General features: G+C 44.8%; 23 protein-coding genes. 5 read left to right on the top strand and 18 right to left on the bottom strand.

What is annotated here, in order from left to right; all coding sequences use genetic code 11:
- The 3 genes from WCK19_RS12505 to WCK19_RS12515 all read left to right on the top strand — a co-directional run.
- Positions 1-209 (top strand): hypothetical protein (locus WCK19_RS12505; RefSeq protein WP_342397719.1); only part of this gene is annotated, 209 nt, incomplete at its 5' end.
- A gap of 1 nt (position 210) precedes the next feature.
- Entirely contained in the window at positions 211-465 is a 255-nt protein-coding gene (locus tag WCK19_RS12510; protein ID WP_342397720.1) for a hypothetical protein, read from the top strand.
- Between the two features lie 200 nt (positions 466-665).
- Positions 666-1,127, top strand: a complete 462-nt coding sequence (locus WCK19_RS12515) for a GyrI-like domain-containing protein (RefSeq protein WP_342397721.1) — start codon at positions 666-668, stop codon at positions 1,125-1,127.
- Positions 1,128-1,228: 101 nt separating this feature from the next.
- Here the strand turns inward: WCK19_RS12515 and WCK19_RS12520 are convergent, their stop codons facing one another.
- The 10 genes from WCK19_RS12520 to WCK19_RS12565 form a co-directional block, all read right to left on the bottom strand.
- Positions 1,229-2,674 (bottom strand): hypothetical protein, encoded by a 1,446-nt coding sequence (locus WCK19_RS12520; RefSeq protein ID WP_342397722.1) that lies wholly within the window; start codon positions 2,672-2,674, stop codon positions 1,229-1,231.
- 25 nt (positions 2,675-2,699) lie between these two features.
- Positions 2,700-2,984: a glutaredoxin family protein gene (locus WCK19_RS12525; RefSeq protein WP_342397723.1), complete on the bottom strand. Its 285-nt coding sequence runs from the start codon at positions 2,982-2,984 to the stop codon at positions 2,700-2,702.
- Positions 2,981-3,340, bottom strand: coding sequence for a hypothetical protein (locus WCK19_RS12530; RefSeq protein WP_342397724.1), 360 nt, complete (start codon positions 3,338-3,340; stop codon positions 2,981-2,983). Before WCK19_RS12530 ends, WCK19_RS12525 begins: the two co-directional genes overlap by 4 nt.
- Before the next feature lie 167 nt (positions 3,341-3,507).
- Positions 3,508-4,614, bottom strand: coding sequence for an NADH:flavin oxidoreductase/NADH oxidase (locus WCK19_RS12535; protein WP_342397725.1), 1,107 nt, complete (start codon positions 4,612-4,614; stop codon positions 3,508-3,510).
- Between the two features lie 124 nt (positions 4,615-4,738).
- Positions 4,739-6,532 carry a tetratricopeptide repeat protein gene (locus tag WCK19_RS12540; protein ID WP_342397726.1) on the bottom strand — a complete coding sequence of 598 codons (1,794 nt, stop codon included), beginning with the start codon at positions 6,530-6,532 and terminating at the stop codon, positions 4,739-4,741.
- A 435-nt stretch (positions 6,533-6,967) separates the two neighbouring features.
- Positions 6,968-7,294 carry an STAS domain-containing protein gene (locus tag WCK19_RS12545; RefSeq protein WP_342397727.1) on the bottom strand — a complete coding sequence of 109 codons (327 nt, stop codon included), beginning with the start codon at positions 7,292-7,294 and terminating at the stop codon, positions 6,968-6,970.
- A gap of 319 nt (positions 7,295-7,613) precedes the next feature.
- Complete coding sequence (locus WCK19_RS12550; RefSeq protein ID WP_342397728.1) at positions 7,614-8,324, bottom strand: DUF4340 domain-containing protein; 711 nt, start codon at positions 8,322-8,324, stop codon at positions 7,614-7,616.
- A gap of 1 nt (position 8,325) precedes the next feature.
- On the bottom strand, positions 8,326-9,987 hold the full coding sequence (locus WCK19_RS12555; protein WP_342397729.1) for a GldG family protein: 1,662 nt from the start codon (positions 9,985-9,987) through the stop codon (positions 8,326-8,328).
- The gene (locus WCK19_RS12560; protein ID WP_342397730.1) at positions 9,988-10,713 is read right to left on the bottom strand and encodes an ABC transporter permease; all 726 of its coding nucleotides are present in this window, start codon (positions 10,711-10,713) and stop codon (positions 9,988-9,990) included.
- Between the two features lie 4 nt (positions 10,714-10,717).
- Positions 10,718-11,869: an ATP-binding cassette domain-containing protein gene (locus tag WCK19_RS12565; protein ID WP_342397731.1), complete on the bottom strand. Its 1,152-nt coding sequence runs from the start codon at positions 11,867-11,869 to the stop codon at positions 10,718-10,720.
- Between the two features lie 260 nt (positions 11,870-12,129).
- On the opposite strand from WCK19_RS12565, the gene WCK19_RS12570 reads away from it, so the two are divergent.
- Positions 12,130-13,035: a tetratricopeptide repeat protein gene (locus WCK19_RS12570; protein WP_342397732.1), complete on the top strand. Its 906-nt coding sequence runs from the start codon at positions 12,130-12,132 to the stop codon at positions 13,033-13,035.
- Positions 13,036-13,404: 369 nt separating this feature from the next.
- Positions 13,405-15,369, top strand: a complete 1,965-nt coding sequence (gene ftsH, locus WCK19_RS12575; RefSeq protein ID WP_342397733.1) for an ATP-dependent zinc metalloprotease FtsH — start codon at positions 13,405-13,407, stop codon at positions 15,367-15,369.
- A gap of 57 nt (positions 15,370-15,426) precedes the next feature.
- Here ftsH and WCK19_RS12580 read toward each other — a convergent pair whose 3' ends face one another.
- The 8 genes from WCK19_RS12580 to WCK19_RS12615 form a co-directional block, all read right to left on the bottom strand.
- Positions 15,427-16,572: a DNA adenine methylase gene (locus tag WCK19_RS12580; protein WP_342397734.1), complete on the bottom strand. Its 1,146-nt coding sequence runs from the start codon at positions 16,570-16,572 to the stop codon at positions 15,427-15,429.
- 218 nt (positions 16,573-16,790) lie between these two features.
- A complete protein-coding gene (locus WCK19_RS12585; RefSeq protein ID WP_342397735.1) occupies positions 16,791-17,486 on the bottom strand; it encodes a PspA/IM30 family protein in 696 nt (231 codons plus the stop codon).
- Positions 17,487-17,561: 75 nt separating this feature from the next.
- Entirely contained in the window at positions 17,562-19,250 is a 1,689-nt protein-coding gene (locus WCK19_RS12590) for a methyl-accepting chemotaxis protein (RefSeq protein WP_342397736.1), read from the bottom strand.
- A gap of 165 nt (positions 19,251-19,415) precedes the next feature.
- Positions 19,416-21,653 carry a glycosyltransferase family 39 protein gene (locus WCK19_RS12595; protein ID WP_342397737.1) on the bottom strand — a complete coding sequence of 746 codons (2,238 nt, stop codon included), beginning with the start codon at positions 21,651-21,653 and terminating at the stop codon, positions 19,416-19,418.
- A gap of 735 nt (positions 21,654-22,388) precedes the next feature.
- Positions 22,389-23,123 carry an ABC transporter ATP-binding protein gene (locus WCK19_RS12600; protein WP_342397738.1) on the bottom strand — a complete coding sequence of 245 codons (735 nt, stop codon included), beginning with the start codon at positions 23,121-23,123 and terminating at the stop codon, positions 22,389-22,391.
- Between the two features lie 13 nt (positions 23,124-23,136).
- Positions 23,137-23,931 (bottom strand): ABC transporter ATP-binding protein, encoded by a 795-nt coding sequence (locus tag WCK19_RS12605; protein ID WP_342397739.1) that lies wholly within the window; start codon positions 23,929-23,931, stop codon positions 23,137-23,139.
- 21 nt (positions 23,932-23,952) lie between these two features.
- Complete coding sequence (locus tag WCK19_RS12610) at positions 23,953-25,284, bottom strand: hypothetical protein (protein WP_342397740.1); 1,332 nt, start codon at positions 25,282-25,284, stop codon at positions 23,953-23,955.
- A gap of 4 nt (positions 25,285-25,288) precedes the next feature.
- Positions 25,289-26,722: a branched-chain amino acid ABC transporter permease gene (locus WCK19_RS12615; protein ID WP_342397741.1), complete on the bottom strand. Its 1,434-nt coding sequence runs from the start codon at positions 26,720-26,722 to the stop codon at positions 25,289-25,291.
- Positions 26,723-26,862: the final 140 nt, after the last annotated feature.

A 26,862-nucleotide genomic window follows, 5' to 3' on the forward strand; every position in this document is an offset into this window, starting at 1 on the left:
AGCGACCCTATAGCCACACTTCTCCAGACCGGGGTTGGCTTTACAAGCACAATCTGCTCAATTGTGATAAGCCGGTAACAGTGGGTTGGCAATTCTCGACAGTGGTGGTAGTACCACCTCAAACCAGTAGTCATACTTACATTGTCTCCAACCGCAGAATCAAGACCAGTCAAACTCCGGCAGAGGTAGCCACCCAGCCCTCTGAGTGAATTGCGCCCATACTTTGCCGAAAGACCGCTCAATCTGGGAGATCGCTACTACCCTACCAAAGCTTTTATGCAAAACAACAGTAAGGACTATGACTTGCTGCTGCGGCTCAAGTCTAACTGGGTGTTCTATCAGGAAGTGGGTAGGCGCATTTTTGAAGAGCTCATCGCGGTTGCCAGCGGTAAGCAAAGTAAGAGCGAGGCGCAGGGCGTGGGGGAAGAAGAATTTTGCCCTTGGATTTTGGGCGCTACCATGTAAATGTGGTTTGTGTGGAAAATAATAGTTAGAAATAAGAAGGTTGGGAAATCAGAAACTCCCGACCTTTTTTTCTGAAATATATAGAACATTTTCACTAAAATTTATGCCGATTTTGACTATCGTTTGTTATACTACTCGTGGTTTCTATGGCTATATAAATTTTACAGAAGTTGGTTCAATCCAAAAGGAGAACAGGCATTATGAGCTTAACCTGTGAACTTGAAGAGTTAACCGCGCAACCTGTATTATCTTTGCGTACCAGAACCAGTGTACAAGAACTATCCCAGTTTTTTGGCAAAGCCTATGGGATGGTTTACCAGTATTTAGGTAAGCTGGCTGAGCAACCGGCTGGACCACCCTTTGCCATGTATTACAATATGGATATGCAAAACCTCGATATAGAGGCAGGCTTCCCTGTTTCAAAGCCACTTATCGGCGAAGGCGAGATTATTGCCAACGAAATAGCGGCTGGAAAATATGCTACCTGTTTGTACAAAGGTTCTTACCAAGAAATTGGTTCTGCCTATGAGACACTTTCTGCGTGGGTTAAAGAAAATGGCTACACCACTACCGGAATTGCTTACGAAATCTATTTGAATGACCCTGCTAACACTCTTCCTGAACAGTTGCTAACAAAAATCATGTTCCAATTGCTATCATAGCGAAAGTAAAATCTGCTATTTCCAGTAATATTCCACTAATCAAAAAAGGGCTTTCCGGTTAATATCCGATAGCCCTTTTAGTTTTATTATTGTTGCTAACTTTAAACCGCGTTGCCCTGACGACGGTAATTCTGGAAAGAAATAACGTTGTCGGTTTCGGCAATCTGCTCTTCTACCAAATCTCGCACTTCTAGCAAACTCCTCAGTTCGTTTGCACAATATAGTACCGGATGGTCGCCGGGTTTTTGACATACCTTGAGGTTTAAAGCCATTACATCCAACGCCAACCAATCGCTGTCTTGCAACTGCGCTTTGTTTTTTTGCCGGGTTACTTCGGAGAGAAAAATCCCACCTTTGCGCTTGCAATAATGGATGTAACTTTGCAATCTTTTCTCAAATCCAGCGCGGGTTTCAAGCCGCATATCCACTTCAAGCCCCGATGCTTTAAGGTCACAAAATTGATTCCAAAGTGCATCGCGCATAATAGCGTAATGAATTTTGTCCTTGCCATTTTCAACTGTTTCCAGCAAGTAGCGGCTGGCAAGCCCGCTCATAGTAAGAACGGCTAATCCGGCGATTTCCTTGCCCACCAAGTCAGCTAGTTCATTTTTGGGGAAACATTTAACATTGGTGATTTCTTTGCCGACAACCATAATGGCTTTAGGGCGGCGAGCCGAGTCCATATAATCGTAGGTAACATTGGCAGGAAGCATCCGAACTTCGGTACGCGCTCCTTGCACTACTCTGGTGAGGGCGGCGCGTATTTTCCCGAAACGCCCGTCAGGAGTTACCTTACCTTCGGGGAAGATGAAGATTGAGCCGCCTCTTTCGAGGATGCGTGTCATACCATGAAGCTGTTGTTTCATCAACTGGTAATGGCGATCGCGAATACGGATATAGATGTGGTCTTTGAAGATGCGCGGCGTTCCATATTGAGCTAACAAAGCTAGTGGCGCTCGCAAGAAAGCATCTTTCAAGGTTAAAAGAGGGTTATTCGCTTCTGCGCCAAGCATTTTAATCCGCCACTCGTCCTCAATCGCCTCAATCACTTTCAGATTACCTTCAATCCGAATGGTTTCCTGCAAAAGTTGGCTAATGGTTTGCTCATCCGGTAATTTAACCGGGCAGGTTTGCAGGTCGCGCATAGGACGCGCAATACTGATACGGGCGAGTAGGGGACGCGCCCAATCTAGCCATGGGAAATAAGCTACCAGAAAGCCCTTTTCCATAAAATCATCACGGGTTACTTCGTATAGCATACGCATGCGTCGCTGACGGGTAGGGCGGCGGAAATTATATAAATGAGGTATGACTATAGCGACATCGGCATCGCGCTTATGACTACATGCAATCAAGGTTCCGGTGGTAAAGGTAAAATTTTTACGCCCACGAATCTCTACATCAAAGAAAGCCTCCGAGGTAGCGTAGAAAAGGATTGAAACTCCATCCCGGTAACGTTGTCGCAACTCTCGCCGTCCTTGAGCAAACCAGAACGGTATAGGCGTTATATCTACCAGTTTTTTGCCGAGTCTAAATAAGGTCTGCATTTTTCAGCCAATTCGTGTAGTACAACTAAGCTTTGGTTTTAAGGATACGATAAGTTGGACCATACCCGTCATCAAAAGCGCGTCTGATTTTACGTATATCTATACGCGCTTCCAATTCAATTTTCCCGTCCACTACCATCACCGGAATAATGTATTTGTAACGTTCGTAAAGCGCAGGGTCTTCATTAATATCAAACTCTTCCAGAATAAAATCAAATTCGCCGGAGAGTGCATAAAGTGCTTCCTTTGCATTTTCACAGAGATGGCATCCGGGTTTGCTGTAAAGAACAATTTTGTGCGGATTCTTCATACCGAACCAATTATTGCAATAGCTTCTTGCGCCATGTTTTCCGGCACGTAGATATGTACTTCTTGCATATCCCCAAGCAGGACTGTTGCTTCGGACTCCAGATATACCGGAATACCGGAGGATTCAAGCTGTGCTTTTAAGAGTTGTGCATTCATGTTGCCGCCGATACGGGTTATCATTTTGCGCTTTTGCCCGTTGGGCCATTCTAACCCTGTGCTGATTATATTAGAAATCAAACCGGAATTTGCGGTTGCTTCTTCCAGTTTAACTTCGCAGAAGGGGCAATCAGCGCCATCCCAATCGAGAGGCTCATATATCCTGCCACAGGAAGGGCAAGTTTTATCTTTTTGCGCCATTATTATTTACAATCGCAATCGCGGTTTGCATGACCTGTCTATAAAGTTTTAGTGTAATATCCGGCAGATGCTTTTGATACCAACACTAAGTAACCTTGAAAGTGAAAACCATTCAATATTTAATATTATACCAGACTTCACTTAAAAGTGAATTTACCGATGGGCAATTATTTTGACCGCAAGTATTGGAGAGGCCATGCAATTTCCTGACCAAGTTCTTTGGCAGCCTGTAAAGGGAAATAGGGGTCGCGTAGGAATTCACGCCCTAATGCTACAAAATCTGCCTGACCTTTATTTACAATTTGTTCTGCCTGTTCTGCTTCAGTAATAAGACCCACGGCTACTGTCAATATCTCTGCTTCTTGTCTAACCGCTTCGGCAAAGGGGACTTGATAACCGGGTTCAAGCTGGATTTTCTGGTTATAGGCATTTCCGCCGGAAGAAACATCAATAGCATCAACCCCTTCTTTTTTCAATAGGCGTGCTAACTGCACTGTGTCTTCTAACTTCCAGCTATCGGGATTATCGGGTAGCCAATCGGTGGCAGAGAGTCGCACTAACAAAGGTAACTCAGTAGGTAATTCTGCTTTAACTGCTCTAACAATTTCTAGCAATAGCCTAACGCGATTCTCAAAGCTACCGCCATATTCATCGGTTCGCGAGTTTGAGATGGGCGAGAGAAATTCATGTACCAGATAGCCATGCGCCCCGTGAATTTCTATTACTTCAAATCCGGCTCTAACAGCGCGTTTAGTGGCGGTTCCAAAAGCGGCTATAACCTCTCCGATTTCAGCGAGGGTAAGCTCTTGCGGTACAGGATGCGATGGTTCAAAGGGTATTGCGCTTGGGGCAACGGTTTGCCAATTTCCCGGTTTGCTGCCATCCCACGGACGTGCCACACCGGCTTTGCGCCCAGCATGTGCCAGTTGAATACCTGCTACTGAACCATTCTCTTTAATAAAGCGGGTAATTCGGCTGAGCATTTCTATGTGTTCGTCTTTCCAGATTCCCAAATCGTTGGGGCTGATACGCCCGCGTGCCTCAACTGCGGTTGCTTCGGCAATAATCAAACCTGCCCCACCCACTGCTCTACTGCCAAGGTGTACCAAATGCCAATCGGTGGCGAACCCATCTTCGCCACTATATTGGCACATCGGTGAAACCACTATGCGATTGCGAAAAGTTATGCCTTTGATGTTAATAGGCGAGAAAAGACGTTTATCTGTGTTTTTAGGATTTTGAATATTTTCCGGTTTATTATCGGTCAAGCTCACGTTATAAAACCTTTCTAAAATAAAAAACCTCTATTGTATAAATTTGTACAGCTATTATAAATGTAGCTGTACCCGCTTTCAACAAATTCAAAACCTCTTTTGTTTTATAGAGGTGTTGAGTACGCTAATTTTTACTTAAAGATATCCCCGATTGGGTTGTGCTTCCATTTGTAGTTTCGGAATTATTGCTTTGCCGGGAGCTATAATCAGATGATGTCATATTGCGGGCAATGCCTGTGCGAATTTCAGTCGCTTCAATTTGGGCAGGGGTAAGTTTTCCATTGTGTTGCTTTTCTTCCAGTTGTTCTTTGCGGGAATTTGGCAAGTTACCGGAACGCTTGACCTTAATGCCTTTCAGCCGTTCGTACTCCCGAATGTGTTTAAGACCATCGTTGGCATTTCCCATCCGTAAATAGGTTGCGCCCAAATGGAAATGAGCCATGTAATGCTCCGGTCGCACTTCAACTACTTTGCTGAGTAATTCGATAGTTTCTTCTAAACGTCCGATTTCTTTATAGGCAACTGCTAAAAAGTATGCAGTTTCGAGGTCATCAGGGTGCATTTTGTAAACCGACTCGAACGCTTCTGCCGCTTCGTAGTAGCGCCCCCGTTTGAGATAAAGTAGCCCTAAATCGTAGCGGGCGGCTCCCCACCGCTCGTCCAACTCAATGGCGCGTTTCCATGCAGCTAACGCCCGCGATTCATAACCGGCACTTATCAAGGCGCGTCCGAGTCGGTAATGTACTTGTGGTTCTTCTGGTAGCAGGTGTGCTGCACGTTCAAAGGCTTTTATAGCTAGGTTTAGCTGCCCTAAATCGGTCAGCACTATTCCCAGACCTAGAAATATTATGCCATCATAGGGTTGCTGTCGCGCACATTGCACTAAGGTATGATAACTTTCTTTGAGGCGTTGCAATGCGCGATAAGCCAGACCAAGTTTATAACGCGCCTCATAAAATTCTGGATCATCTTTCAGAACTCGCTTGTACTCGACAATAGCACGTTCCCATTCTCGCTGCCGCGCTATAATATTTGCCATATAGTAGCGGGCGCGGGTTTCATCCGGCTTTGATTGCAAGAGCGCCTGGTAAGCGCGTAATGCTCCAACCACATTTCCCTGTGCCTTGAGTTCGTCTGCTAAACGATAATACCAACTGGGGTCTTGCTCACCGTTTCCGAACTCGGAGTCTGCCACTGCATTGGCGTTTCGCATATAGTCAGGCTCTATCTGAAGTGCTTCGGCAAAACACTTGGCAGCTTGTTTCATTTCACCGTGTGTCTGATGCAGCAAACCCTGATAATAGATAGGTTCAGCCGCATTTGGGCGAATTTGCCGGGCGATGGTGTAAGAAATATAAGCGTGTGCGTAATCTCCCAATTCGTGATAGCAACGTCCAATCGCAAAGCGAGCTTCGTATAATTCAGGGTTATATTGGAGGGCGTATTTGAAAGCTGCAACCGCTTCATATAGTTTACTGAGCGCCCGGAATGCGACTCCCATATTGTAATGCGCCTCTGCCAATTGACTGTCAACCTGAATGACGTTCATATATTCGTTTAGAGCTTCGTTCCAGGAATTCTGAAAAGCGTAGGAATTGCCGAGGTAGAGATGTATTATGGCGCGTTCGCGTTCCCAAATCTGGGTGTTCTCATTGCCTTCTACGTATGCTGCAATAAGAGCTTGCTTGAATTCTTGAACCGATTCGTTATAACGCCCGTCAAGATAGGCATGCATACCGGCGCCGAAGTCTGTTCCGAGGCTGGAACCGTTCATGAAACGCTCACTGCCGGTAAATGTGTCAAGGTCAAGAACCAGCAATCGGTCATCCAGCTTTTGATAGCCTTCTCCGGTTTTAGCAATCGGTTGGTTGCCGAGATATGCAGGTGTTGGAGTGTTACTTTCCCGACCAAAACTCATTTTTATCCATGCCTTTCGAGCTTTAAATTTGGAAGGGCTTTCCCCCTTTAGCTCTTTGAATCTATTACCTAGCAGTATCCGGTTTATACTAAGAACCGATTAGCTATGAATACCCCTCTCATAGCGGCATTATTTTGCCAACTGCTTAAGGCTATATCTATATATTATATTAACAAATAGATATGGCAATAGTATCTTAGAATCAATTAAGACCTTGTTAATCAATTCGGATTCTATTTCATTAATACATAGGTGACTACAGCCGTTGCAGCTAGAAGTTGGAACTCGCTGGATTCTTCATTTGCGAAGAAGCCTGCTTACAACGCTATAAACGCAGAAAAAACCAAGCCCTAATATAATTCAGTAGAGTCGTCTTTCAAAGTGGTTTTTTTGGTATTTTCAGGCTGCAAGACCATCAAATTGCTTTCGTTGAAGTTATGATTTTATTGCCGGTAGCACGTCTTCTATTCGAGCAATTGGCATATATCTCAACATATCTACCATTTCGAATACTTTGCGATGGTGGGCAGTGACGTTTACTGCATATAGTTTTTTGCCCTGCTTACGTGCTTCGATAACTAATTTGAGGAGCGTAGAAATTCCGGCTGAGTTGATAAACATTACTGCGCCGAAATCCATAATGGTGGTGGTTTGCATTTGGTCATTAACAGCTGCGATTTCATGTACAGAAGCGGCATCTATGCTGTCATTTATTATACGAATAATAGTGGTTTCATTAGCTTGCTCAATTTTGAGTGCCATATAGTTATATCCTATCTAGCTAAACAAAAAACCTGATGTTAATGTAAAGACGGTTATCTATCTAATAAATAGGTTCCGTACCTTCCATTTCGATATTTACGCTTTACGAATTGTGCTTTTCCCTCAATTAATTAGGCACTTGTATATAATATTCTATAAACATTACGAAAAGGGTTAAGAATTTACTACTCTATTTAATGCCACTAGTTATAGCCCAGCATATAAAAATTATCACATATTTGTGCAACAAATGAAACACCGACAAAAAAAGAGACACACCGGAGTGTGTCCCTCTAAGTTCTATTAATCACTCACTTAGCTATTTTGTAGTGGGAGGTGGCGTAGCTGTAGCTGTCTCCGTTGTTGTAGCTACTGTAGGCGCGGGTGTCAGGTTTAAATCTGGTGTCCCGCTAACCGCTACTGTAGGAAGTAGAGTTGGCGTAGGCGGTAACGTAGGCAACGGAGTAGGAGTGGGTGGCAACGGCGGCGGTTGGTCAACCCAACCTTTTAGTTGGTCAATTAAACCGGGCGATAAAACCCAGATTTTGGGGGAATCTGACAACTTAACATAATAAACTCCGGTTACAGTGTTAGTGATACCGACCTGAAGCGTTTTGGTAAAGCTGCTCCCGGAAATGGTGATTTCAAGCGACGGTTTGTCTAGCCCTGCGGTGGCAAGGTTCGTACCACTTTCATCTGCCAGTTGTTGGGTGCTGCTTAGGTTAGCAAGTGAGCGTGCCGTATCGGCAACTGTAGAGCTATCCAGCGCAAAGCTGTCCTGCCCTTCTACTTTCCAGTTACCATCCAGTTTGAAAACTGTTGTTTTAGCCGGAGTAGCCCGTTTAAGCTCTAACCGGGTGGGGCTTTCCTTTTCAGGAAATTTGATAATTTGCAACTTAAGCTGTTCTGCCGAGACCGTTGGCGTAACATTGGCAGGAGCTTGAATGGGACTAGGCTGCGTAAGTAGCACTAACACCAGTAGCGCTGCAAAGAAAACCGCGATTGCAATTGCGGGGCGATAACGTTTCAATTTAGCGCCTCCTCCACCATACTACAAAGCCGATAAAGAATACCAGTATTGGCAATCCAAATACGACTGAGTAATAAATAAAAGTGTCCTGCGCCTTGCTGATGGTGATAGGCGAAGTATCCTGTGTTTTGTTAGTGATTACCACTGCATCGTTAGCTTCTGCCAACCAGTTGATAGAGTTCACAAAAAGGGTGAAGTTATCTCCTAAGTTGATACCATACGAAGAGTTATCGCTGGCAAAGGTAGCACCTGCAAAAAGTACGAAACGAGTTTTACCGTTTCCGGTAGTGGCAGCCGGGGTGGGAGTTGTTCCAGTAGTAGCGGTAGCTGTACTATCGCTGGCGGCGGTTTCGTAGCTGGCAGCTACAATTAGCGGACCGAGCTTGTCTTTTTGTGCATCAAAATTGGCTTGATTCTGTGACAACTGCTTGGCATCCGTTTTTATGTATGAGGCTGAGCTGGTGGTAAGCAATGAAGTAAAGCCCGCCGTATCGCTGCCTTTATCAATAGAGCCACTTAGATAAAATAATACACGTTGGTTTGAACCAACACCGCGTGTAATATCTTGGGTAGCTTCTATATTGGGTATCAGTGCTGCTGGACTTTGATAATAGTAGCCGGGGTTTGTTTCCAGAACAATCCCTTCTTGGAATTTCGGCGCACCCTCCCATTGTTTCAGGATGTCGTTAAGACTGCTGGTAGTATCAGGTTTGTCCAGCCACTTAGCCGGGTCATAGAAGAACATCGCCCGTCCGCCCTGTTTCAAGTAAGTAGTTACAAACTGGATTTCATCCGCTTTCATTGGGCTGGAAGGGGCAGCAAAAATCAGAATGTCGGTAGCTGGCACCAATTGAACGGGCTTTTTATCACCGCCGGTTCGAGTGAGTAAATCCAACGTGTCAACTTTATAATTGTTGCTGGTGAGGGCAGTGGCTGCACTACTGAACCCGTCCCCTTGAGTGGTGTCATTGTTAAAACTAGGTCCTCGCTCCCCATGCCCGGTTACAAAAAATATTCGCCGATCAACCTTCTTGCCAAGATTGACAATAGCGCGGGTTAAGCCTTGTTCGTCTATAGTAGCGGCGATTTCTTGCCTGCTTCCCTGCTCCACCACAACCGTAGGGTCGGTAGCAACTTTCATCTCACGGGCTTTGGTGAAGCCGTCAAGTGATTGGAGGTCGTAGGTTTGTAAGCTGATTTTATCGGTACGCGCTTTGTACTCGTTGACCAAATCAACCGCGCTATCGCGTTGTGAAGCCGAAGTTGTGCTATAGAAAATATTGACTTTAACCGGCTCAGAAAGTTTTTCCAGCACTTTAACGGTTGGATTTGTAATGCTGAAGGCTTGATTCTTGGTGGTATCCACCCGTACTGTAATACGGGTTGCCAACACATTGACCAATACTACAATACCGATAACCGACAAAGCGATAATAGTGGTTACGACCACGTTTCTGACGGCGTGGGCGCTGAATATCATGCCAACAGTTTTGGGGTTGGTGGCGGTAAACAAGGCAAGGCACACCGCCAAGCCCAGTAGGAAGATTATAACTATAGGTTCAAATTTTTGGGAAGTAATCAGACTGATTAGACTAGCTATAAATAGCGGTACTATCAAGTACCCGGCGAAAAGCCCGACCTGTTTTATTGCAGAACCACGCATTTAGGCAGCCCTCCTTGTGCTGATGGATTGCCCCGTACCGTACAGGAAGAGCGTTATCAGGGATAGGAAGAAAATAATGTCACGCAAATCCAGTACGCCCTGTGCGAAGCCTTGCATATGGGTTTGCAGGGTGATGAAGTTAAGGGTGTTTCCAATCCAGTCGGTTGTGCCAGATCTTACCACCAAAGGACCTAAAATATACAGTATCAGGCTGAATACTAGGCTTAAAACTGCCGCAATCACTTGATTAAAGGCTAGGGCGCTGGCAAACAAGCCGATAGACGAGAATACACCTGCCTCTAGCAGTAATCCTAGGTAGCCAGATACTAACGGACCAAGATCAACTTTGCCGCCGAGTATTATAAGTATAAGCAAATAATAGAAAGTGAAAAGCAGCGCTACTCCGAATAGAGCCATTGAAGCCAGCCATTTGCCTAGCACTACCTCCCAGTTGCGTACCGGCGAGGTAAAAAGCAGTTCAAGTGTACCGGTGCGCTGTTCTTCCGCAATCAGGCGGGTAGTTATGATTGAGCCGAAGAACAGCATAAAGAAGCCTACCAGACTGAACCACGAGCGCATAATTTGGTTGGCTTCCTGTACATCAATGGCATAACTATAAAAGAATATGCCGCTGAATACCAGAAAGACTGCCATAATCACATAGGCAATCGGTGAAGCGAAATACGCATATACCTCTCGCTGGGTGATGTAATAAGTGTTTTTCATGGATTTATTTTTTCCTGTCCGAATCGCGTTTGTCCGACGAATCGGGGTCAACTAACTCGCCGTCTTTATTTTTGCTAAGGAAGGAAGGAGCCTGTTTGATTTCATTTTCTGAAGCAACAGGCGCCTCATCCAACTCCTCATCATTTTCCTCTTCGCCTTCATCCAGTTCTTCATCCAAATCGCTTTTGGTTTCAATCTCATCTTCGATAGGCAAATCTTCAGTAATAATTTTTACGAAGATTTCCTCAAGAGTAGGAACGGCTGTTTTAAGTTCCAACAAACCAAAGCCATTAGCGGTAAGAGCAGCTACTATAGCCTCACGAGGGTCGCCACCGGGTTCTCCATCTACGGTGTACCGATTGATTGTTCCCGGTTCCTCATCATTTTTTTGCTGAAGATTGACTCGGGTTATACCGGGCAACCCTTGTAAGGTTTGCAGAACCAGCGGAGACTTTCCTCTGACTTCCAGTTGCAAACGCTCGCTTTCTTGCCCCTGTCTTTCCAGATTGGCGAGGGTATCATCAACCAGTACGCGCCCCTGATTAATGATAATTACTCGGTCGCACAAAGTGCTGACCTCTTGCAGGATGTGAGTGCTAAGTATCATTGAGTGGTTTCCCGCCAGATTACGTATAACATGGCGGATTTCGATTATCTGGCGCGGGTCTAAACCTACGGTCGGTTCGTCCAGAATAATTACATCAGGGTTATGTACGATAGCTTGCGCCAGCCCAACCCTTTGTCTATAACCGCGTGAGAGTTTGCCTATTACCCGACCTGCCACATCGGAGATTCGGCACATTTCCATTACTTCAACGATACGGCGGCGGCGGTCACGGGAGGGAACTCCTCTTATCTTGGCAGTAAAATCTAGATATGCCTGTACGGTCATATCATTATAAAGCGGTACGGTTTCGGGCAAATAGCCTATCCGTTTTCGTACTTCTAGAGGGTTTTCGTTGACATCGAAGCCCGCTACTACCGCTCTCCCGCTGTTGGCATTGAGGTATCCGGTAATCATGCGCATGGTAGTGGTTTTACCCGCGCCGTTAGGCCCGAGCAAACCGACAATTTCGCCGCGTTCAACCTCGAAGTTGACTTCACGCACAACTTTACGGCGCCCATAATACTTGGTTAAATTCTCGGCTTTAATCATTTCTTGATGAGCCTATCTTCTTGAAATTATAATTTTGCAAAATCGCAAAAAAGCCATTAAATTCTACAGAGACGCAATAGGGGAGTCAAATGGAATATGGTTCTAATTCTTAAAATTTTGTAAAAAAGCTACAAATTTTATTCCATATCCGCCAAATTACATAACACTTGCTTTCATTCACACACCTGTTCAGAACTGTTATAATACAATATTATAGTTTCAAAATGCTAAGTAAATTTCAGGGGGAGTAACCGGGTAGGATGATGGGAGATAAAAACCATCCACAGTCTTTTGAGTGGGAAAGCAGCGAAAATAAAAGCGGGTTTGAAGCTTCGGACGAACAACTGATGCAATTGGCGCGGGGTCATAACAACCGTGCTAAAGTTTATTATGAAGCCGAAAGGTTCGCAGATGCCGAAGCAGAGGTGCGTAAAGCCCTTGAATACGCCCCTAATTGGCCCGCACTGCACGATAATCTTGGCACAATTTGCGCCGAACAGGGTAATTATCAAGATGCCTTGATGCACTACGTACAGGCACTCCGTCTTGACCCCAAACGCCCCGAAGTTTTATACAATCTGGGTTATTTTCTGCTTCAGAATGGATTGGATACCGCCCATTTTTTCCTTGAAAAAACGCTCGAAACAGACCCTAACTATCCTGATGCTTGGCGGGTTATGGGCGATATTCTCTACGAGCGCGGCGAAATTTCCAAATCAATTTCATCGTTGGGAAAAGCTATACAGCAAAAAACGGGCGATACTCGTGCGCGTTTTAAACTCTCTGATATTTTTTGGGAACAAGGCGACTATCACGAATCGGCTCAACAACTTGAGTCAATCCTGAAAATAGACCCTAACGACCAGATTGCATGGCATAATCTGGGGCTTTCTGCCATTATGCTTGAAGAAACCGAGCGAGCCGAAACTGCCTTGCTTAAAGCTATAGCAATTGACCCTGAATACTTGCTGGCGCATTACCACTTGGCTTGCTTTTATGCCGAAAACTTCAGAATAATTGAGTCACTTTACCATTTAGGACGTGCTGCGGCATTAGACTCCGAAGGAGTGCGCGAGTGGGCATTGGAAGACGATAAACTCGATCATTTGCGAGGAAACCCCCGCTTTGATGAGATTCTGAACGGGCATAACCTGCCGCCCCAGTAATAAATCAGACATGCTAACACAACTCTAACATTTGATAGATAAGATGTACTGGCAAAATATGAAACTTTCAAAACTGGCAGCGCGTAAATTCTTATTACAGATAGACTAAATAGTGAACCTTGAGTTAGTATTTGCTTGAACAAGCTTTAGGCAAATGGCTTTTTCAAATAAGGTTTGCTATAATTAAAGGGGTATTTTCAGTTAGTGAAACCGCTTTTTGCTTTTTTATATAAAAATACCTGACCAAGATGGTCATAATCATAATTCACTTCTGCCTTGCTCAAAGCTCCACGCATCTTGGCAGCGCGGAAAGGCACTCAGTTAGTTCCCAGTGACGGGAGACGGGCGAAGTGACATCGGAGGTTATTTATGGGTGAAAATAAATGGTTAAGGAACAGTTTCGTCTACCTGATAATCATGGTAGCCGTGCTTGCACTGTTCTTCACCATTCTGGGTAACGGTAGCAAAGATAGTAACAACACCATTACACTGGGTGAAGTCATCAGAACTGCTGCGGACCCAAGCCAAAGCAGCAAAATCAAAGAAATTGTTATTACCAATGATAGCGATGTTGGTAGAATACGGTACAACGATGGCACCGAAAAAGTTTTCCGCCGTGAAACCGGTGTAACCGATTTCGGTTCTTTGCTACGCAACGCTGGAGTTGACCTAACTAAATCCAGCTTTAACCTCAAGGTAAATGAATCTTCGCAGTGGGGCGGTATTCTTAATACCCTAACCTTCTTGCTACCTACACTGCTATTTATCGGAGTGCTGGTATTTATGATGCGTCAGGCGCAGGGTAGTAACAATCAAGCGCTATCCTTCGGCAAAAGCCGCGCCCGCATGTTTATGGGCAACAAGCCCAGCGTAACCTTTAACGATGTCGCTGGTGCGGACGAAGCCAAGCAAGAACTGGAGGAAGTAGTAGAATTCCTCAAATATCCTGATAAATTCGCCGCATTGGGAGCGCGTATCCCTAAAGGCGTGCTGTTGGTAGGTCCTCCCGGCACAGGTAAGACCTTGCTATCCAAAGCGGTAGCAGGCGAAGCAGGCGTACCTTTCTTCAGCATCAGTGGTAGTGAATTTGTAGAAATGTTTGTGGGGGTGGGCGCAAGCCGCGTGCGTGACTTGTTTGATCAGGCTAAACGCAATTCACCATGCATTATCTTCATAGACGAAATTGACGCGGTAGGTCGCCAGCGTGGAGCCGGTCTGGGTGGAAGCCACGATGAACGTGAGCAAACCCTAAACCAGATTCTGGTGGAAATGGACGGCTTTGATAGCAATACTAACGTGATTATGATTGCCGCTACCAACCGCCCTGACGTGCTTGACCCTGCGCTATTGCGTCCCGGTCGCTTTGACCGCCAAGTAGTATTGGATCGCCCTGACATTCGCGGTCGTATGGCTATTCTGGATGTTCATTCACGCGGCAAACCGTTCGATAAGGAAGTTTCAATGGAAACTCTGGCAAAACAAACGCCGGGTTTCAGTGGCGCTGACCTTGAGAACTTGATTAATGAAGCGGCTATTCTGGCAGCCCGCCGCAACAAGAAAAGCATCAGCATGGGTGAGTTGGAAGAAGCAATTGACCGAGTCATAGCCGGACCCGAACGCAAAAGTCGTGTTATTTCTGACAAGGAAAAAGCGATTACTGCTTACCATGAAGTCGGTCACGCTTTGGTCGCTCGTATGTTAGCTAATGTTGACCCGGTTCACAAAATCTCGATTATACCTCGTGGTATGGCGGGTGGTTATACTCGTGTGTTGCCAAGCGAAGACCGTTTCCTTGGCACTAAAGCGCAATTTGAAGATCAGATTGCTTGGGGTCTTGGTGGTCGGGCTGCCGAAGAAACTATCTTCAACGAGATTTCCAGCGGCGCAAGCAACGATATTGAGAAATCAACCGATATGGCACGCCGAATGGTAACTCAATATGGCATGAGCAAAAAGCTTGGTCCTGTTGCTTTTGGTCAAAAAGACGAACTCATCTTCCTCGGACGCGAAATCAGTGAGCAGCGTAACTACTCGGATGAAATCGCCTACGAGATTGATAAAGAGGTGCGTTCAATAATTGACGCTAACTACCAACGTGCCAAGAAGATTTTGAGCGAAAACCGCGAGAAACTTATTGAGGTTTCCGAACTGCTAATTCAGCGAGAAACTCTCGAAGGTGAAGATTTCGAGGCAATGTTTGACACCAAACGTCCTGAACCTAAGCCGTTGTTCCGGGTAGAGCCACCCGCTCTAAACGAAGGTCAGGCTGCCGCCGCTATCTACAAAGACCAGAGCATTCCGGGAGCTTTGCGTCCTGCCACCGGTCCGGCTTAAACATCACACAAATTTATTGGAACGGGGAGCGAGTGAAACATCTCGCTCCTTTTTTATTTAAGCTGCCTGTTCGGCTTCATTCTCTACTCGAACATAGAAAAGAAATTCATTCACATTCTGATTAGGGGCATAGTTGCGGTTATCGCGGTTCTTATCGGCACGGAAGCGGCGGTACGTAAGGCGATGGGTTTCTACTCTGCCTCGCATCCCGAAGATGCGTTCAATCTCTTTTAGGCTTAAAAAGCCTTCATCGTTATAACTCAGGATAATGTGGCGTGCGCGGGCGTGGCTTACCAAGTCGGTAAATGCTCTCTCTACTTCTAACTTCAGGCAATAACGGCTGCGTTGATGCTCATAGGGACGTAGCCCGGTTTTACCCTTTAGTTCCGGGTTATCGCCAAGCGCAACTGTCTCAAGCAAGTGGTAATTAGTGGCATATTGGCGGCGGTTATAGGGCGGGTCAAGATACAGCACATCGCAATCAAGTTGCTGGATTACTTGGTTCGCATCACTACAGAATATTTTGTGGGGCTTATCGCCGGGAATAATCACAGGAGGTTTCAATTTTAAGGGTTTGAGGGCAGTTGATTTCAGATGCTTCAGAAACGCACCATAAACGCTTGCAGTATTCGCCACGCTATCTAACGCATCCAGCAATGCCGCCAGCAACAAATAATACTCATTCTCATTTACTAACCCTGCAACTTTCCAAGTTTCCAAAATTTGCCGAATCGCATCGCAGCTTCGCCCGTTTTCATCAGAAAAATAATTGCGTGAATGTTCCGAATCTTTGGTGCCGCCATAGCAATAATTGTTGAAAACAAAACCTGTATCAATCCCCGACAACGAATTGAGCCAATCAATTATTTTTAGTAAAGGCAAGCGCAAATTGTATTCTTTATCGCTGGAAAAGGAGGGTAAAGGCGGCTGGATTGGAACCTGACGTTCTGAAATTTGCGGGTATGCGCTTAAAAGCGTTTCAAAGGTAGGATATTGATTACAACCCAGAAAGGCTTTGCCCAGTACATAGGAATAATACTGCCAATCGTTTGAAACAACCTGAAAACCCAGACGCTTGGCAAATTGCCCAACTGCGGTTGTACCTGAAAACAGGTCACAAAAAACCCCGCCGTTAAGCTGTTTGGCATCGAGAAGATTCTGAATAAAGGGAAGTAAAGACCATTTGCTGCCGATATAGTTCAATTATATGCCCTCTCCCAAACAAAAGTGAGCCATGCTTATGTAAACTTATTATAAGGTTAGGGGCATGATTATGTCAATGCAATCTCAGCATAATTTTTCTTGAATTGGAACTCCACACTTCAAGCCGTAATAAGCCAATGAATAAGATTAGCGAGCATTAAAAAGGGGCGCAAAATGATTACGCCCCGCGAAACTGCTCAATAGAGTTCATTCAGCTATCAAGCTTGACCTTCTTTTTGCTCGTCCGCTTTCTTACCTAAACCCATCTTTTGCTTGAGAGCGTCAAGCTCGGAATCTAGGTCGTCATCCGGCAATTTATTAATTTCGGCTTCAGTTTGAGCCGCCTTTACCTCAGCGCCACCCATTTGGCTCAAAGCCTCCTGCGCCATAATTTTGCGCTCCATCCGCGAATAATCTCCGGTATTAATTCCGGTAACTTGGTCTTTTTCTCCATAGACCTTATTAGTCAGCTTTGCCATACCATAGCGAGCCAGAAGAGTCGGCTTGTTACTCTGCAACTCATTGTATTTTTGCTTCAACAAAGTCATTTGGGAACGCAGTTGCTCTTGTATCTTCTTCTGCTCTTCGTACTGAGTCTGATAGGCGTTAGCTTCTTCTTCCGCCTGCGCCTGCATCCGCAAGGCTTCACGCGCCAAATCTTCACGATTCGCTTTCAAAGCACGCTCGGCTTTTTGCTCCCAATCTTGACCTTTACGCCGGGCTTCCTGCGCCTGCAATTCGAGCATTTTTGCTTGCGTGGAAGCACCTGTAACAGTATTTTCGGCTTCCTTGATGCTATCTTCCATCTCTAACATAAAATAGTTCAACTGGCGCTCTGGGTTTTCAGACTTCTCCAACAAGTCATTTACATTTGCTTTGACAATCAAGGTCACGCGGTCAATAATTCCTGCCATAAATTTCCCTCCATTCCAATAATTGAGGAAGTCAACTTTTATTCTCAATAAGCTGGTTCATCTACCATTAATCGTTTACGCTTTTTGCGGTCTAAAGTTTCCTGAAACAAGCGCTGAATTCTGAGCATTATTCGGACTGACGGGAGGCTCGTTACGTGGAAATTGGCTAGAACCATTATGTAAAATTTCGGACAACTTATCTAGACGGGTGGCAGTTTCACGGCTCTTCTCAGAAATTTTTACCGCTTCATTCGCTATTTGTAAAAGTAGGCTAAGCCCATTAGCAGTTTGCTGCATGCCATTGCTCTGTTGCTGCGAAGCACCCGAAATCTGTCTGGAAAGAACCGTAGCGTGTTGTGTAGCCTCTATAACCTGTGCTGTGCGCTGACTGGCAACATTCAAGTTGCTAACCGCCTCGCGACTCTGATCACGACTTTGCTCTATCCGGTCAAGTACACTTTCAACTATTTTACGCAAACGCGAAATAACCTTCTGAACTTGCAAGCTACCGCTTCTAGCACGTCCGGCAAGCTGATTGACCTCGTTAGCCACCACTGCGAACCTGTAACCATATTCTCCTGCTCCACTGGCTTCAATTGTAGCATTTACCGCCAGTAAATGAGTTTCTTCGGCTATTTCCTGTAATACCTCAGAAAGTTGGTTAATTTCTTTTGATTGGACTGCCATTTCGGTTGTCTGTTCTACCAACCCTTCAAGGCTTATCTGCAAATCTGCCAGTTCTACTAGGCTGGTATTCAACGAGTCTTGCCCAACCTCAGCCGACCTCAAACTCTGTTCGGTACTTTGCAAAACCCGATAAGCTGATTCGGCAATGGTTTCCGCGCTTCGATTTAATTGATCTACAATTTTGGATAATTCACTGAGCTGCATAAATTGCTGGGAAATACTAGCACTTTGTTCAAACGCTATATAGCTTAACTCTTCGGCAGAATCAGCTAGTGCATTTCCAGTACCGAGTTCACGCTGATGCACGCTCTCCAATTGGGATTTTTGCCGCGAAAGAAGGTTGTTTTGTGCTTGTAATTGTTCCTGTAACAGCACAAGATGATTGGTAAATATCCCGGTTGCCACAATCACCAAGCACCATAATACAATCATGCCATTATCATAGTTAGTTAATATAACGCTGTGCAAAAGTCCAATAGGTATTACAATTAACTGTATAGGCAAGGTTGTAGGCAATTTCTTTATAACCGTGAAGGGTTTTTCAACACCTAAAAGATAATCCCTTAAAACTATTAACCCATAATTGGATATAATCCATGTAGAAAATGCCAGCAAAACAGCCACTAGCTGCTGCCCGGTTAATTTTTCAATATTTGTAGAACCAAACAAACGGAAGGTAGCAGCCCCTGCAAAAAATACCAGATTAAACATTATAAAACCGTAAAAAGTACGCCAGTTTCCCCGGCTAGTAGGAAGCAGATAGTAGTAAATTGCTATTATAGTAAATGCAAACACCGGTAAAAGAGTAATCGGCAAGGTCAACATAGCCGAAAAAATAATAGTAGTAGCAATACTAAGGCGGGTTCCTGCTATCCGAATATTCATTAGCCCCAATGCCAGCACCAATACCAAATCAATCAGAAACTTCCAGAAAACTTGATTGGTGTAATTATTACCGGCTGAGTTACCGTAAAACCACCAGATTGTAATAGCAAGTATAGTCAAAATACTTGTTATAGAATAAACCAGTAATTTTGAAACAGCAGGATTTGGTAGCTGAGTCTGGTTAGCAGTCATTATTTGTTCCAATACTTGTGGTTTAAACGTTTATCAATAGATGGCAGGATTATAATATCGGTCTTACCGGGGTCAAGTCAATAGGCTATTTTGAAAATCTACAGTAGATCTCTTTGGGTTACTACTAAAATCTCTCCTGAGATTTCACTTTGCTCACTTTTTGTCTTATGGAGCGTCAAATGTATATAGAAAATATTTGTTGTAAAGTGAATCGAGATATTTAACATGAGAAGCAAGTGGCCCGTTTTCTAGCGCCTCTCGCTGACCAATCATTACAAACAAATGTGTGATTCTGAGGTGCTGTAAAGTGTCAATTACACTAAGATCAGATAACCTTTCGTTAATGCGATATTCCTGATTGGGAAATCCGCCTCCCACCATAAGAATAGTTGGAATAGTGTAAAACTCCTCTATGTCTCCTTCCATTGAGGCAATCCTAGCTGAAGCAGGTAATTTCTGGTTGAGCCACAGAACAGGCGAACCAAGTTGACTGCCCAACACCTGTTGGTAGCTTACTTTCCCAAAAATATAATCATAATTAACTTCGGGGAGATAATCACGGCGCAGATTTGCGAAAAATGGCAGGTTCAGAACTACCAGCAATAAGAAGAAAAGCGCAGGAAAGACAGACAATAATTTACCAGCATATTTTACCTTCACAGCCATTGAAGCTATATTCCATATTCCGTATGCTCCAAGAATTGCTAAGAAAGGGTACACCGGAAGCAGATAGCGCAACTGTTGTGACTCTACAAACCAGAAACCAGTGTATAACAGGGTTATAAGGCTTAGTCCCCAAATCAGGAAGCGGTTTTTTTGATCAAAAATAGCAATAAGAAGTGAGATTGGCATAAAAATCAGAAAAACCGGACCGCTGCTGCCGTGTCCGAAGGCTTTAATGTTTGTAGGGATTGTCCAAGCCAACGCTAGGAAATTGCTGATATGCTGCCCTATCCCATAACTATTTTGGTATCTAGTCAAGGATTCACTGGAATAGCTGTCCCACCATTTTTCACTAAAAAAAGAAGGTGATAGGGCAGGATAGACGGGATTGCCTAAATCAAGATAACCTCGAAACAACCACGGTGCAAAAACCAGCAAGGTAATTGTGCAGTAACTGCTAATAATTCCAAGACACTCGCGCCATGACCAATCCAATCCTCGTGTTTTTGAAAAAAAACCCGGTAATTTTGAATGCCAAAGAAGGATTATAATACTTCCCAAGAGTAAAGCTGCTAAAACCATTCCGAAATGTTTTATACCTGACATATATCCCGCTAGAAAACCTGTTAGCGCCAAAAACCACCAACCAATGTGCTTTGTTTTTGCTTCAAAAAAGCAAGACAGTGTATAAAGACTTAAAAGGAAATAGAGGGGGATAGTAAGGTCGTTATTAGCAGTGCTTACTAAGTCACGCACCAACGGGGTTGAATAAAAAAAGAGAGCGGCAGTTATAGCTACTGTGGTAGGAAAAAACCTTCGGGCAAACAGGTAAATTGCCGGTACCAGCATTATACCGTCCAACCAATGAAAAGCCTGTGCCAATCCCGACCCATTTATTAAGCCATAGGCGTAGGTATAAAGCATTTCCTGGTTGGCCATATAGCCCCCCGGCCAGATCGCGTATTCTGACACCATATTAACAAGACGATGGTTTTCGAAATAACGACGGGCTTCGTAGAGATGGTACCAGGCAGCATCATACCCAAAATCAGGTGTCAATATCGAAACTAGGTCAATCCAGGAATAAAGAGCGAAAAGTACTAATGCAATTATCCAAAATAAAAGTTTCACTTTGGGCATTGCTTGCCAGTCAAATTTTATTAAGCGCCAAGCTTTCCAGGGACGAATTATGGCTATTCGCAGAAGAGCCAGAACTGCGATTAGTATAGTTAGACCCCACAACACCTCTCCGTACAACAGCCCAACTACACCTAAAAAGAATATTATCAAGCTTAACCCGGCAAGCCCCAATGAAACGACAATTACAAAGCGTTCCAGCTGAGAATTCCATTGAGGAAATTTAAATCTTCGCTGAAAGAAACTCAGCAAACTATCCACCACCAGCCCCAGCGAACAAGCTATCAATAAAGCAAAAATAGGTATAACCACCCCTGCCGGTATTCTGCTAAAAATTATTGAGAGGTCATTCCAGATATAACCAATACGCCTCCACGCCAAGGGTTCGCTGAACCCCTCTCGATAATAGAAAACGAAGCTTGATAAAGCCCAGCCCATTCCAATCAAAACTAGCAAACCGGGACGGAGTCTGGGAAACCGAGAAAGGCAAAAAGCCAGTACCCCGACCATAAGGACAATTCCGGCTACAATTGCCAAGTTACCCCGAATAAGCAGAGAAAGGTAATCGTCTAGCAGTAGCAATAATACCAATCCAAGACCCAAACCATATCCTATAGGGGCAACAATCCAGCCCCTATGGACTTTTAGAAAAGCAAGTTCCAAGAGAAAATAGAAAATAGCAAAGGCAAGTGTTAGCGCCGCCCATCCGAATGGCGGAGGTAGGGTTGGGCTATTTGAATTCAGCTATTTTTACCAAATTAGCCTTAACAGTAATAGTAGGTTGGGGGTAATTGGTAGGGCGGAAAGAGGCAACATTGAAACTTAGCTGATATGGGTAACCGACCGAGGGTAACAAAACCACAGAGTGTTCACTAGTCCACTGATAAGAGCTTTCAGCATTAGTCTCTGCGCTAAAAGGCGAGAAGGATGAGAGATACTCACTAGCAGAAAGTTTTCCTGGTTCAATGCGTTGACTAAAACCAGATTGGTAAACCAAATATATCGCTAAGGCAGCAAAAACCGCTGCCAACCCTATTTTCAAAACGACCCAACGTGAGAGTAGTAGGTCAGGATTTTCTATAGTTCTCTTGTGAATGTGGAGCTTCAAATTATATTTATAGGTTTAGCTACTTTAGTCAAGATAATGTGGTCGTTCACGGGGGGTGTTTTCCTTGTAGCATCAAGTATAGAGCAACCACAATATATTGATTTAATTAGGTTGCACCAAATCTTATTTTTGGGCATCTATACAACATATGTCATGCTTTTACCCTAAATCATTCAACTTTTCTGAACCCCGTGAACGGTTACAATGGCTTGTATAAGTCTAGAACACGCTCAGGCTACTTCTTCGCCCAAATATGTACGCCTTACTGCTTCATTGGATAGCAGGTTTTGACCGCTATCTTCGAGTACAATCGAGCCGGTCTGGAGTACGTAGCCACGCGCCGCGATACTGAGCGCAACAAGTGCGTTCTGCTCTACCAGCAGAATAGTTGTGCCTTGCTTGTTAATATCAAGAATAATCTCAAAGATTTGTTCCACTAACTTGGGAGACAAACCCATGCTTGGCTCATCCAACAACAGAATAGAAGGTCTAGCCATCATGGCACGCCCTATTGCCAACATTTGCTGTTCGCCACCGCTCATAGTTCCGGCTTTTTGCTTAATACGTTCCTTCAAGCGTGGAAACAAGTCGAATACTTTTTCTAAATCCTCTTGGATACCTACTTTGTCAGTTCGGAGAAATGCACCCATCTCCAAGTTTTCCAGCACTGTCATACGCGAGAATATTTTACGACCCTCTGGCGAGTGCGAGATGCCCTTCTTAACCACTTCCTGAGCATCAACACCGTCTAGACGCTCACCCTTAAGATAGATATGCCCGGTACGGGGTCTGATAAGACCGGAAATGGTCTTCAGAGTAGTTGTCTTTCCTGCTCCGTTTGAACCAATTAGGGTAACAATTTCTCCGGGATTAACAGTAAGCGAGATGTTCCGAAGAGCCTGGATATTGCCATAAAAACTGGAAACTTTATCAAGTATCAGTAACGCCCTGTTGTCAACAGTCATTTATGCTTACCCTCTATTTTTGTTCATCTTTGTTCTGAGAATAGGCTTTACCAAGATAAGCCTCTACCACCTCAGTATTCACCTTTATTTCCGCAGGTAGCCCCTCCGCGATTTTCTTGCCAAAGTTCAGCACCGTAACCCGATCGCTAATTTCCATAACGACCTTCATATCATGCTCAATCAACAGTACGGAAATCTCACGGTCACGCCGTAACTGGTCAATAAAACGGGTCAGTCGGGCTGTTTCGTTGGGGTTCATACCAGCGGTTGGCTCATCTAGCAATAACAACTTAGGGTCTGTAGCAAGGGCGCGTCCAATTTCCAGACGGCGTTGATCACCATAAGATAGGTTTTTTGCAAATTCCTCGCCCTTACCCCCCAAATCTACGTATTCAAGCAATTCAAGCGCCTTTTTGTATGCCGCTTTTTCTTCTTTTACAACCCGTGGCGGGCGGAAAATAGCCCCAAACAACCCCGCTTTCAAGCGATAATGTTCCCCGACCATCACATTCTCAAGGGCGGTCATATTGGAGAATAACCGGATGTTCTGAAAGGTACGGGCAATACCGCGCTGAGTAACCTGATGCGGCTTCAGCTTTTCCAATTGCTTGCCATCAAAGGTAATTTTACCAGTTGTAGGCTCATAAATTCCGGTTACTAGGTTGAAAAAAGTAGTTTTACCGGCTCCGTTAGGTCCGATAAGGCTAACGATGCTTCGTAGTGGAATTGTAAAATCCACTTTCTGAACTGCTACGATACCGCCAAAGTTCTTGGATATACCGGCAGCTTCTAATATATTTACGCTCATATATTCCCACCAAGAGCCGATCTACTTGTTTTTGTGTTTCTTGTCATGTTTATCCAGAATTGTTGACTCAGTTATAGAAGGGTTGAAGGTCAGGGAATGGCTCTCTGCCATTTGCTCCAGCGGGTCTTCCGAACCGATCAACATCGGCTGCATATCTTTGCTGGAACCAGCATGCAACTCCATCTTGCGCCGTCCACTAGGGAATAAACCTTCAGGTCGTACCAACATCATTGTCACCAAAATCAGACCAAACAGCAGCAAGCGGGAGTTCGTAGCCACATTGGTTAAAATATCCTTCAGAATATTTGGGTCAGTGATTCTGACTCCATCTACCAATCTGGAATCAAGCTGAATCCCGTCCGCCAATTTACGAACTTGCTCTGTAAAGAAGGGTATAAAGTAACGGTCGGTCATGGCTAACGCCCCAGCCCCGAAAATAACGCCCCAGATGTTGCCCAAACCGCCGAGAATAATCATTGACAGCACGAAAATTGAAACGTCAAACTTGAATTGGGAAGGATTGGCTGAACCTAAGCTGTTGGCGAAAATTGCCCCAGCAAAACCGGAGAACGAAGCACCCAGACCGAAAGCCAGCAATTTGGTTTTTACTAGGTCAATGCCCATCGCGGAAGCCGCTATTTCATCTTCGCGCATTGCCATCCATGCTCTACCTATACGTGAATTTATAAGTCTTCTTATCATAAATATTGAGAAGAAAACTACCACTAGAGCAATCAGATACCATGCCTCGATAGTCGAGGAAGAAAACTGAAAGTCAAATAGCTTGGGCTGTTGCAATCCCGCCAGACCGGTGTCACCACCTGTCAATTGGGTGAGATTGTTGAAGGTAATCGGGACAATTTCGCCGAAGCCGAGCGTGACGATTGCCAGATAGTCGCCACGTAAACCTAGAGTTGGCGCGCCCAGCAATACGCCGAAAAGAGCTGCCATCAAAAAACTGATGGGAAGCGCAACCCAAAAATTGGTGTGAAAAGGCGTATCATTCAGCTTGCTCTGGGTGGCAGTTAGGAAGCCCATTGTGTAACCGCCGATGGCAAAGAAAGCGGCATAGCCTAAGTCAAGCAACCCGGCGTAGCCTACTACAATATTCAAGCCTAACGCCAGCAATACAAAGATGAGTGTACTGTTAACTGCCGAGAAAGTATCTGAAAATACCGTGGGACCAAAGTTCTCCAAAATAGGTTTTGCCACGAAAGGCAGTGCCAGAAACATAACCGCCAGAACGAAAAATCCGGCTAATTTAGTGTTTCCGCCTTGAAATCGTGCAAAAGGATTTGGAGCTTTACCGGAAGGCGTAGCTTGAGGGTTTGTTTGGGTATTGGTATTTGACATAGCCTTACACCTTCTCCTGCACGTTGTCGCCCAAAATACCGGTAGGGCGGAATACCATCACCAACACCAGAATTACAAACACGGATACCGCCGCCCAAACTGACAGGTTAAGGTAATTAAAAGTAAGCTGGAACACACTGGACTGACTAATCGAATAAATCAGCCCGATAAACAAGCCGCCCAATACTGCCCCGTTCACGTTGCCGATACCGCCTAGCACCGCCGCAGTAAAGGCGAATAACCCGTTCACAAAGCCTAAATCATAGCGTACAGTACCCTGCACCTGATAAATCCCGTAAATCACGCCTGCCGCACCTGCCAACGCGCCTCCCAATAAAAAGGCGAAGCTGATAGTGCCTTCAATGCTGATGCCCATCAAGGCTGCCGCTTCCCGGTTTTGTGCCACCGCCCGCATCGCCTTACCAATTTTAGTGCTATTAATCAGATAGCGTAATGTCAGCAAAAGAATGCCTGCACCGATTAATACCAGAAATCCGGTTACAGGGAAAGTGATAAGAGTATCATTATTGCCGATAATATCGCTCACTAAGTCCACATTTGAAACTCTGGAGGAGTTAGGGAATAGCAGTGGGTAGCTCTTGGGAGTGGAGCTATTGAGATACAGCGCAATATTTTGCAGAATAAACGAGATACCGATAGCGGTAATCAGAGGAGCAAGGCGCGGAGCATTCCGCAATCGTTTGTAAGCAATACGATTGATTGAATAGTTCAGCAACCCGCACACCAGCATCGCAATAATAATTGCCAGCAATACTGCAAATATCACGAAAAATACAGAAGTGCTACCGCTAACCGGGCGTCCTTCTTTGGCTCCCAACAAGGTAGTCAGTACCGCATAGCCCACCAGCGACCCCATCATAAATACATCGCCGTGTGCAAAGTTAATCAACTCAATTATACCGTAAACCAAGGTATAGCCAAGTGCCACCAGCGCAAAAAGGGAACCGCTCAATAAGCCGTTAATAATTACGCTTATTACGCTATCATAGCGAGGAGCTTCTTTAAATAACTGTTCTGCTATCAGCGGTAAAATCAGCGAAATCAGGACAACGCCACCGAACACCAACCAACCCTGTTTCTGGGAAATAGTTTCGCGTTGGACGGCAGCCTGAGCCGGGTCAGATTTGTCGTAGAAAGGCAAAACATAAGCAGCAATCAGAATTGCCGGGCTAACTCCCATAAGCAAAGCGGTTAAAGTCACATTCAATAAAGAACCGGGTAAGTTCGTGGGCCAAGGGGTTGAATTATCCTGGATGGCGTTGAAAATAAAGTAAAGCACGGTTATAACAGGAAGTGCATAAAAAGCGGCAGTACGTAACCATCGCGCGTTATAACCCTTTTTTACCAACAGGTGTGCGCCATAAGCACCTGATCCTGCCCAAAGTAGGAGGAGTAGAAGCTTTACAATGATTTCCATCCTATATTGTATTTCCTATTCCACTAGTATTATGTCGAGCAAGTAAGCTGCATAAATATAATAGAGAGCAGTAGCGTTCGTTTCGCGACTCCGGAGGTGAGGAAACCCGGAGCAATTTGTAAAAAGAGAAGGGGCGAGCA

Source organism: Candidatus Chlorohelix sp. (assembly GCF_037138995.1).
Taxonomy (GTDB): domain Bacteria; phylum Chloroflexota; class Chloroflexia; order Chloroheliales; family Chloroheliaceae; genus Chlorohelix.

What these genes read in the sequence shown, in the direction of transcription:
- WCK19_RS12515 (WP_342397721.1), top strand. Translation starts at nt 666, where the DNA reads ATGAGCTTAACCTGTGAACTTGAAGAGTTAACCGCGCAACCTGTATTA.
- WCK19_RS12520 (WP_342397722.1), bottom strand. Translation starts at nt 2,674, where the DNA reads ATGCAGACCTTATTTAGACTCGGCAAAAAACTGGTAGATATAACGCCT.
- WCK19_RS12525 (WP_342397723.1), bottom strand. Translation starts at nt 2,984, where the DNA reads ATGAAGAATCCGCACAAAATTGTTCTTTACAGCAAACCCGGATGCCAT.
- WCK19_RS12530 (WP_342397724.1), bottom strand. Translation starts at nt 3,340, where the DNA reads ATGGCGCAAAAAGATAAAACTTGCCCTTCCTGTGGCAGGATATATGAG.
- WCK19_RS12540 (WP_342397726.1), bottom strand. Translation starts at nt 6,532, where the DNA reads ATGAGTTTTGGTCGGGAAAGTAACACTCCAACACCTGCATATCTCGGC.
- WCK19_RS12545 (WP_342397727.1), bottom strand. Translation starts at nt 7,294, where the DNA reads ATGGCACTCAAAATTGAGCAAGCTAATGAAACCACTATTATTCGTATA.
- WCK19_RS12555 (WP_342397729.1), bottom strand. Translation starts at nt 9,987, where the DNA reads ATGCGTGGTTCTGCAATAAAACAGGTCGGGCTTTTCGCCGGGTACTTG.
- WCK19_RS12560 (WP_342397730.1), bottom strand. Translation starts at nt 10,713, where the DNA reads ATGAAAAACACTTATTACATCACCCAGCGAGAGGTATATGCGTATTTC.
- WCK19_RS12565 (WP_342397731.1), bottom strand. Translation starts at nt 11,869, where the DNA reads ATGATTAAAGCCGAGAATTTAACCAAGTATTATGGGCGCCGTAAAGTT.
- WCK19_RS12570 (WP_342397732.1), top strand. Translation starts at nt 12,130, where the DNA reads ATGATGGGAGATAAAAACCATCCACAGTCTTTTGAGTGGGAAAGCAGC.
- ftsH (WP_342397733.1), top strand. Translation starts at nt 13,405, where the DNA reads ATGGGTGAAAATAAATGGTTAAGGAACAGTTTCGTCTACCTGATAATC.
- WCK19_RS12585 (WP_342397735.1), bottom strand. Translation starts at nt 17,486, where the DNA reads ATGGCAGGAATTATTGACCGCGTGACCTTGATTGTCAAAGCAAATGTA.
- WCK19_RS12590 (WP_342397736.1), bottom strand. Translation starts at nt 19,250, where the DNA reads ATGACTGCTAACCAGACTCAGCTACCAAATCCTGCTGTTTCAAAATTA.
- WCK19_RS12600 (WP_342397738.1), bottom strand. Translation starts at nt 23,123, where the DNA reads ATGACTGTTGACAACAGGGCGTTACTGATACTTGATAAAGTTTCCAGT.
- WCK19_RS12605 (WP_342397739.1), bottom strand. Translation starts at nt 23,931, where the DNA reads ATGAGCGTAAATATATTAGAAGCTGCCGGTATATCCAAGAACTTTGGC.
- WCK19_RS12610 (WP_342397740.1), bottom strand. Translation starts at nt 25,284, where the DNA reads ATGTCAAATACCAATACCCAAACAAACCCTCAAGCTACGCCTTCCGGT.
- WCK19_RS12615 (WP_342397741.1), bottom strand. Translation starts at nt 26,722, where the DNA reads ATGGAAATCATTGTAAAGCTTCTACTCCTCCTACTTTGGGCAGGATCA.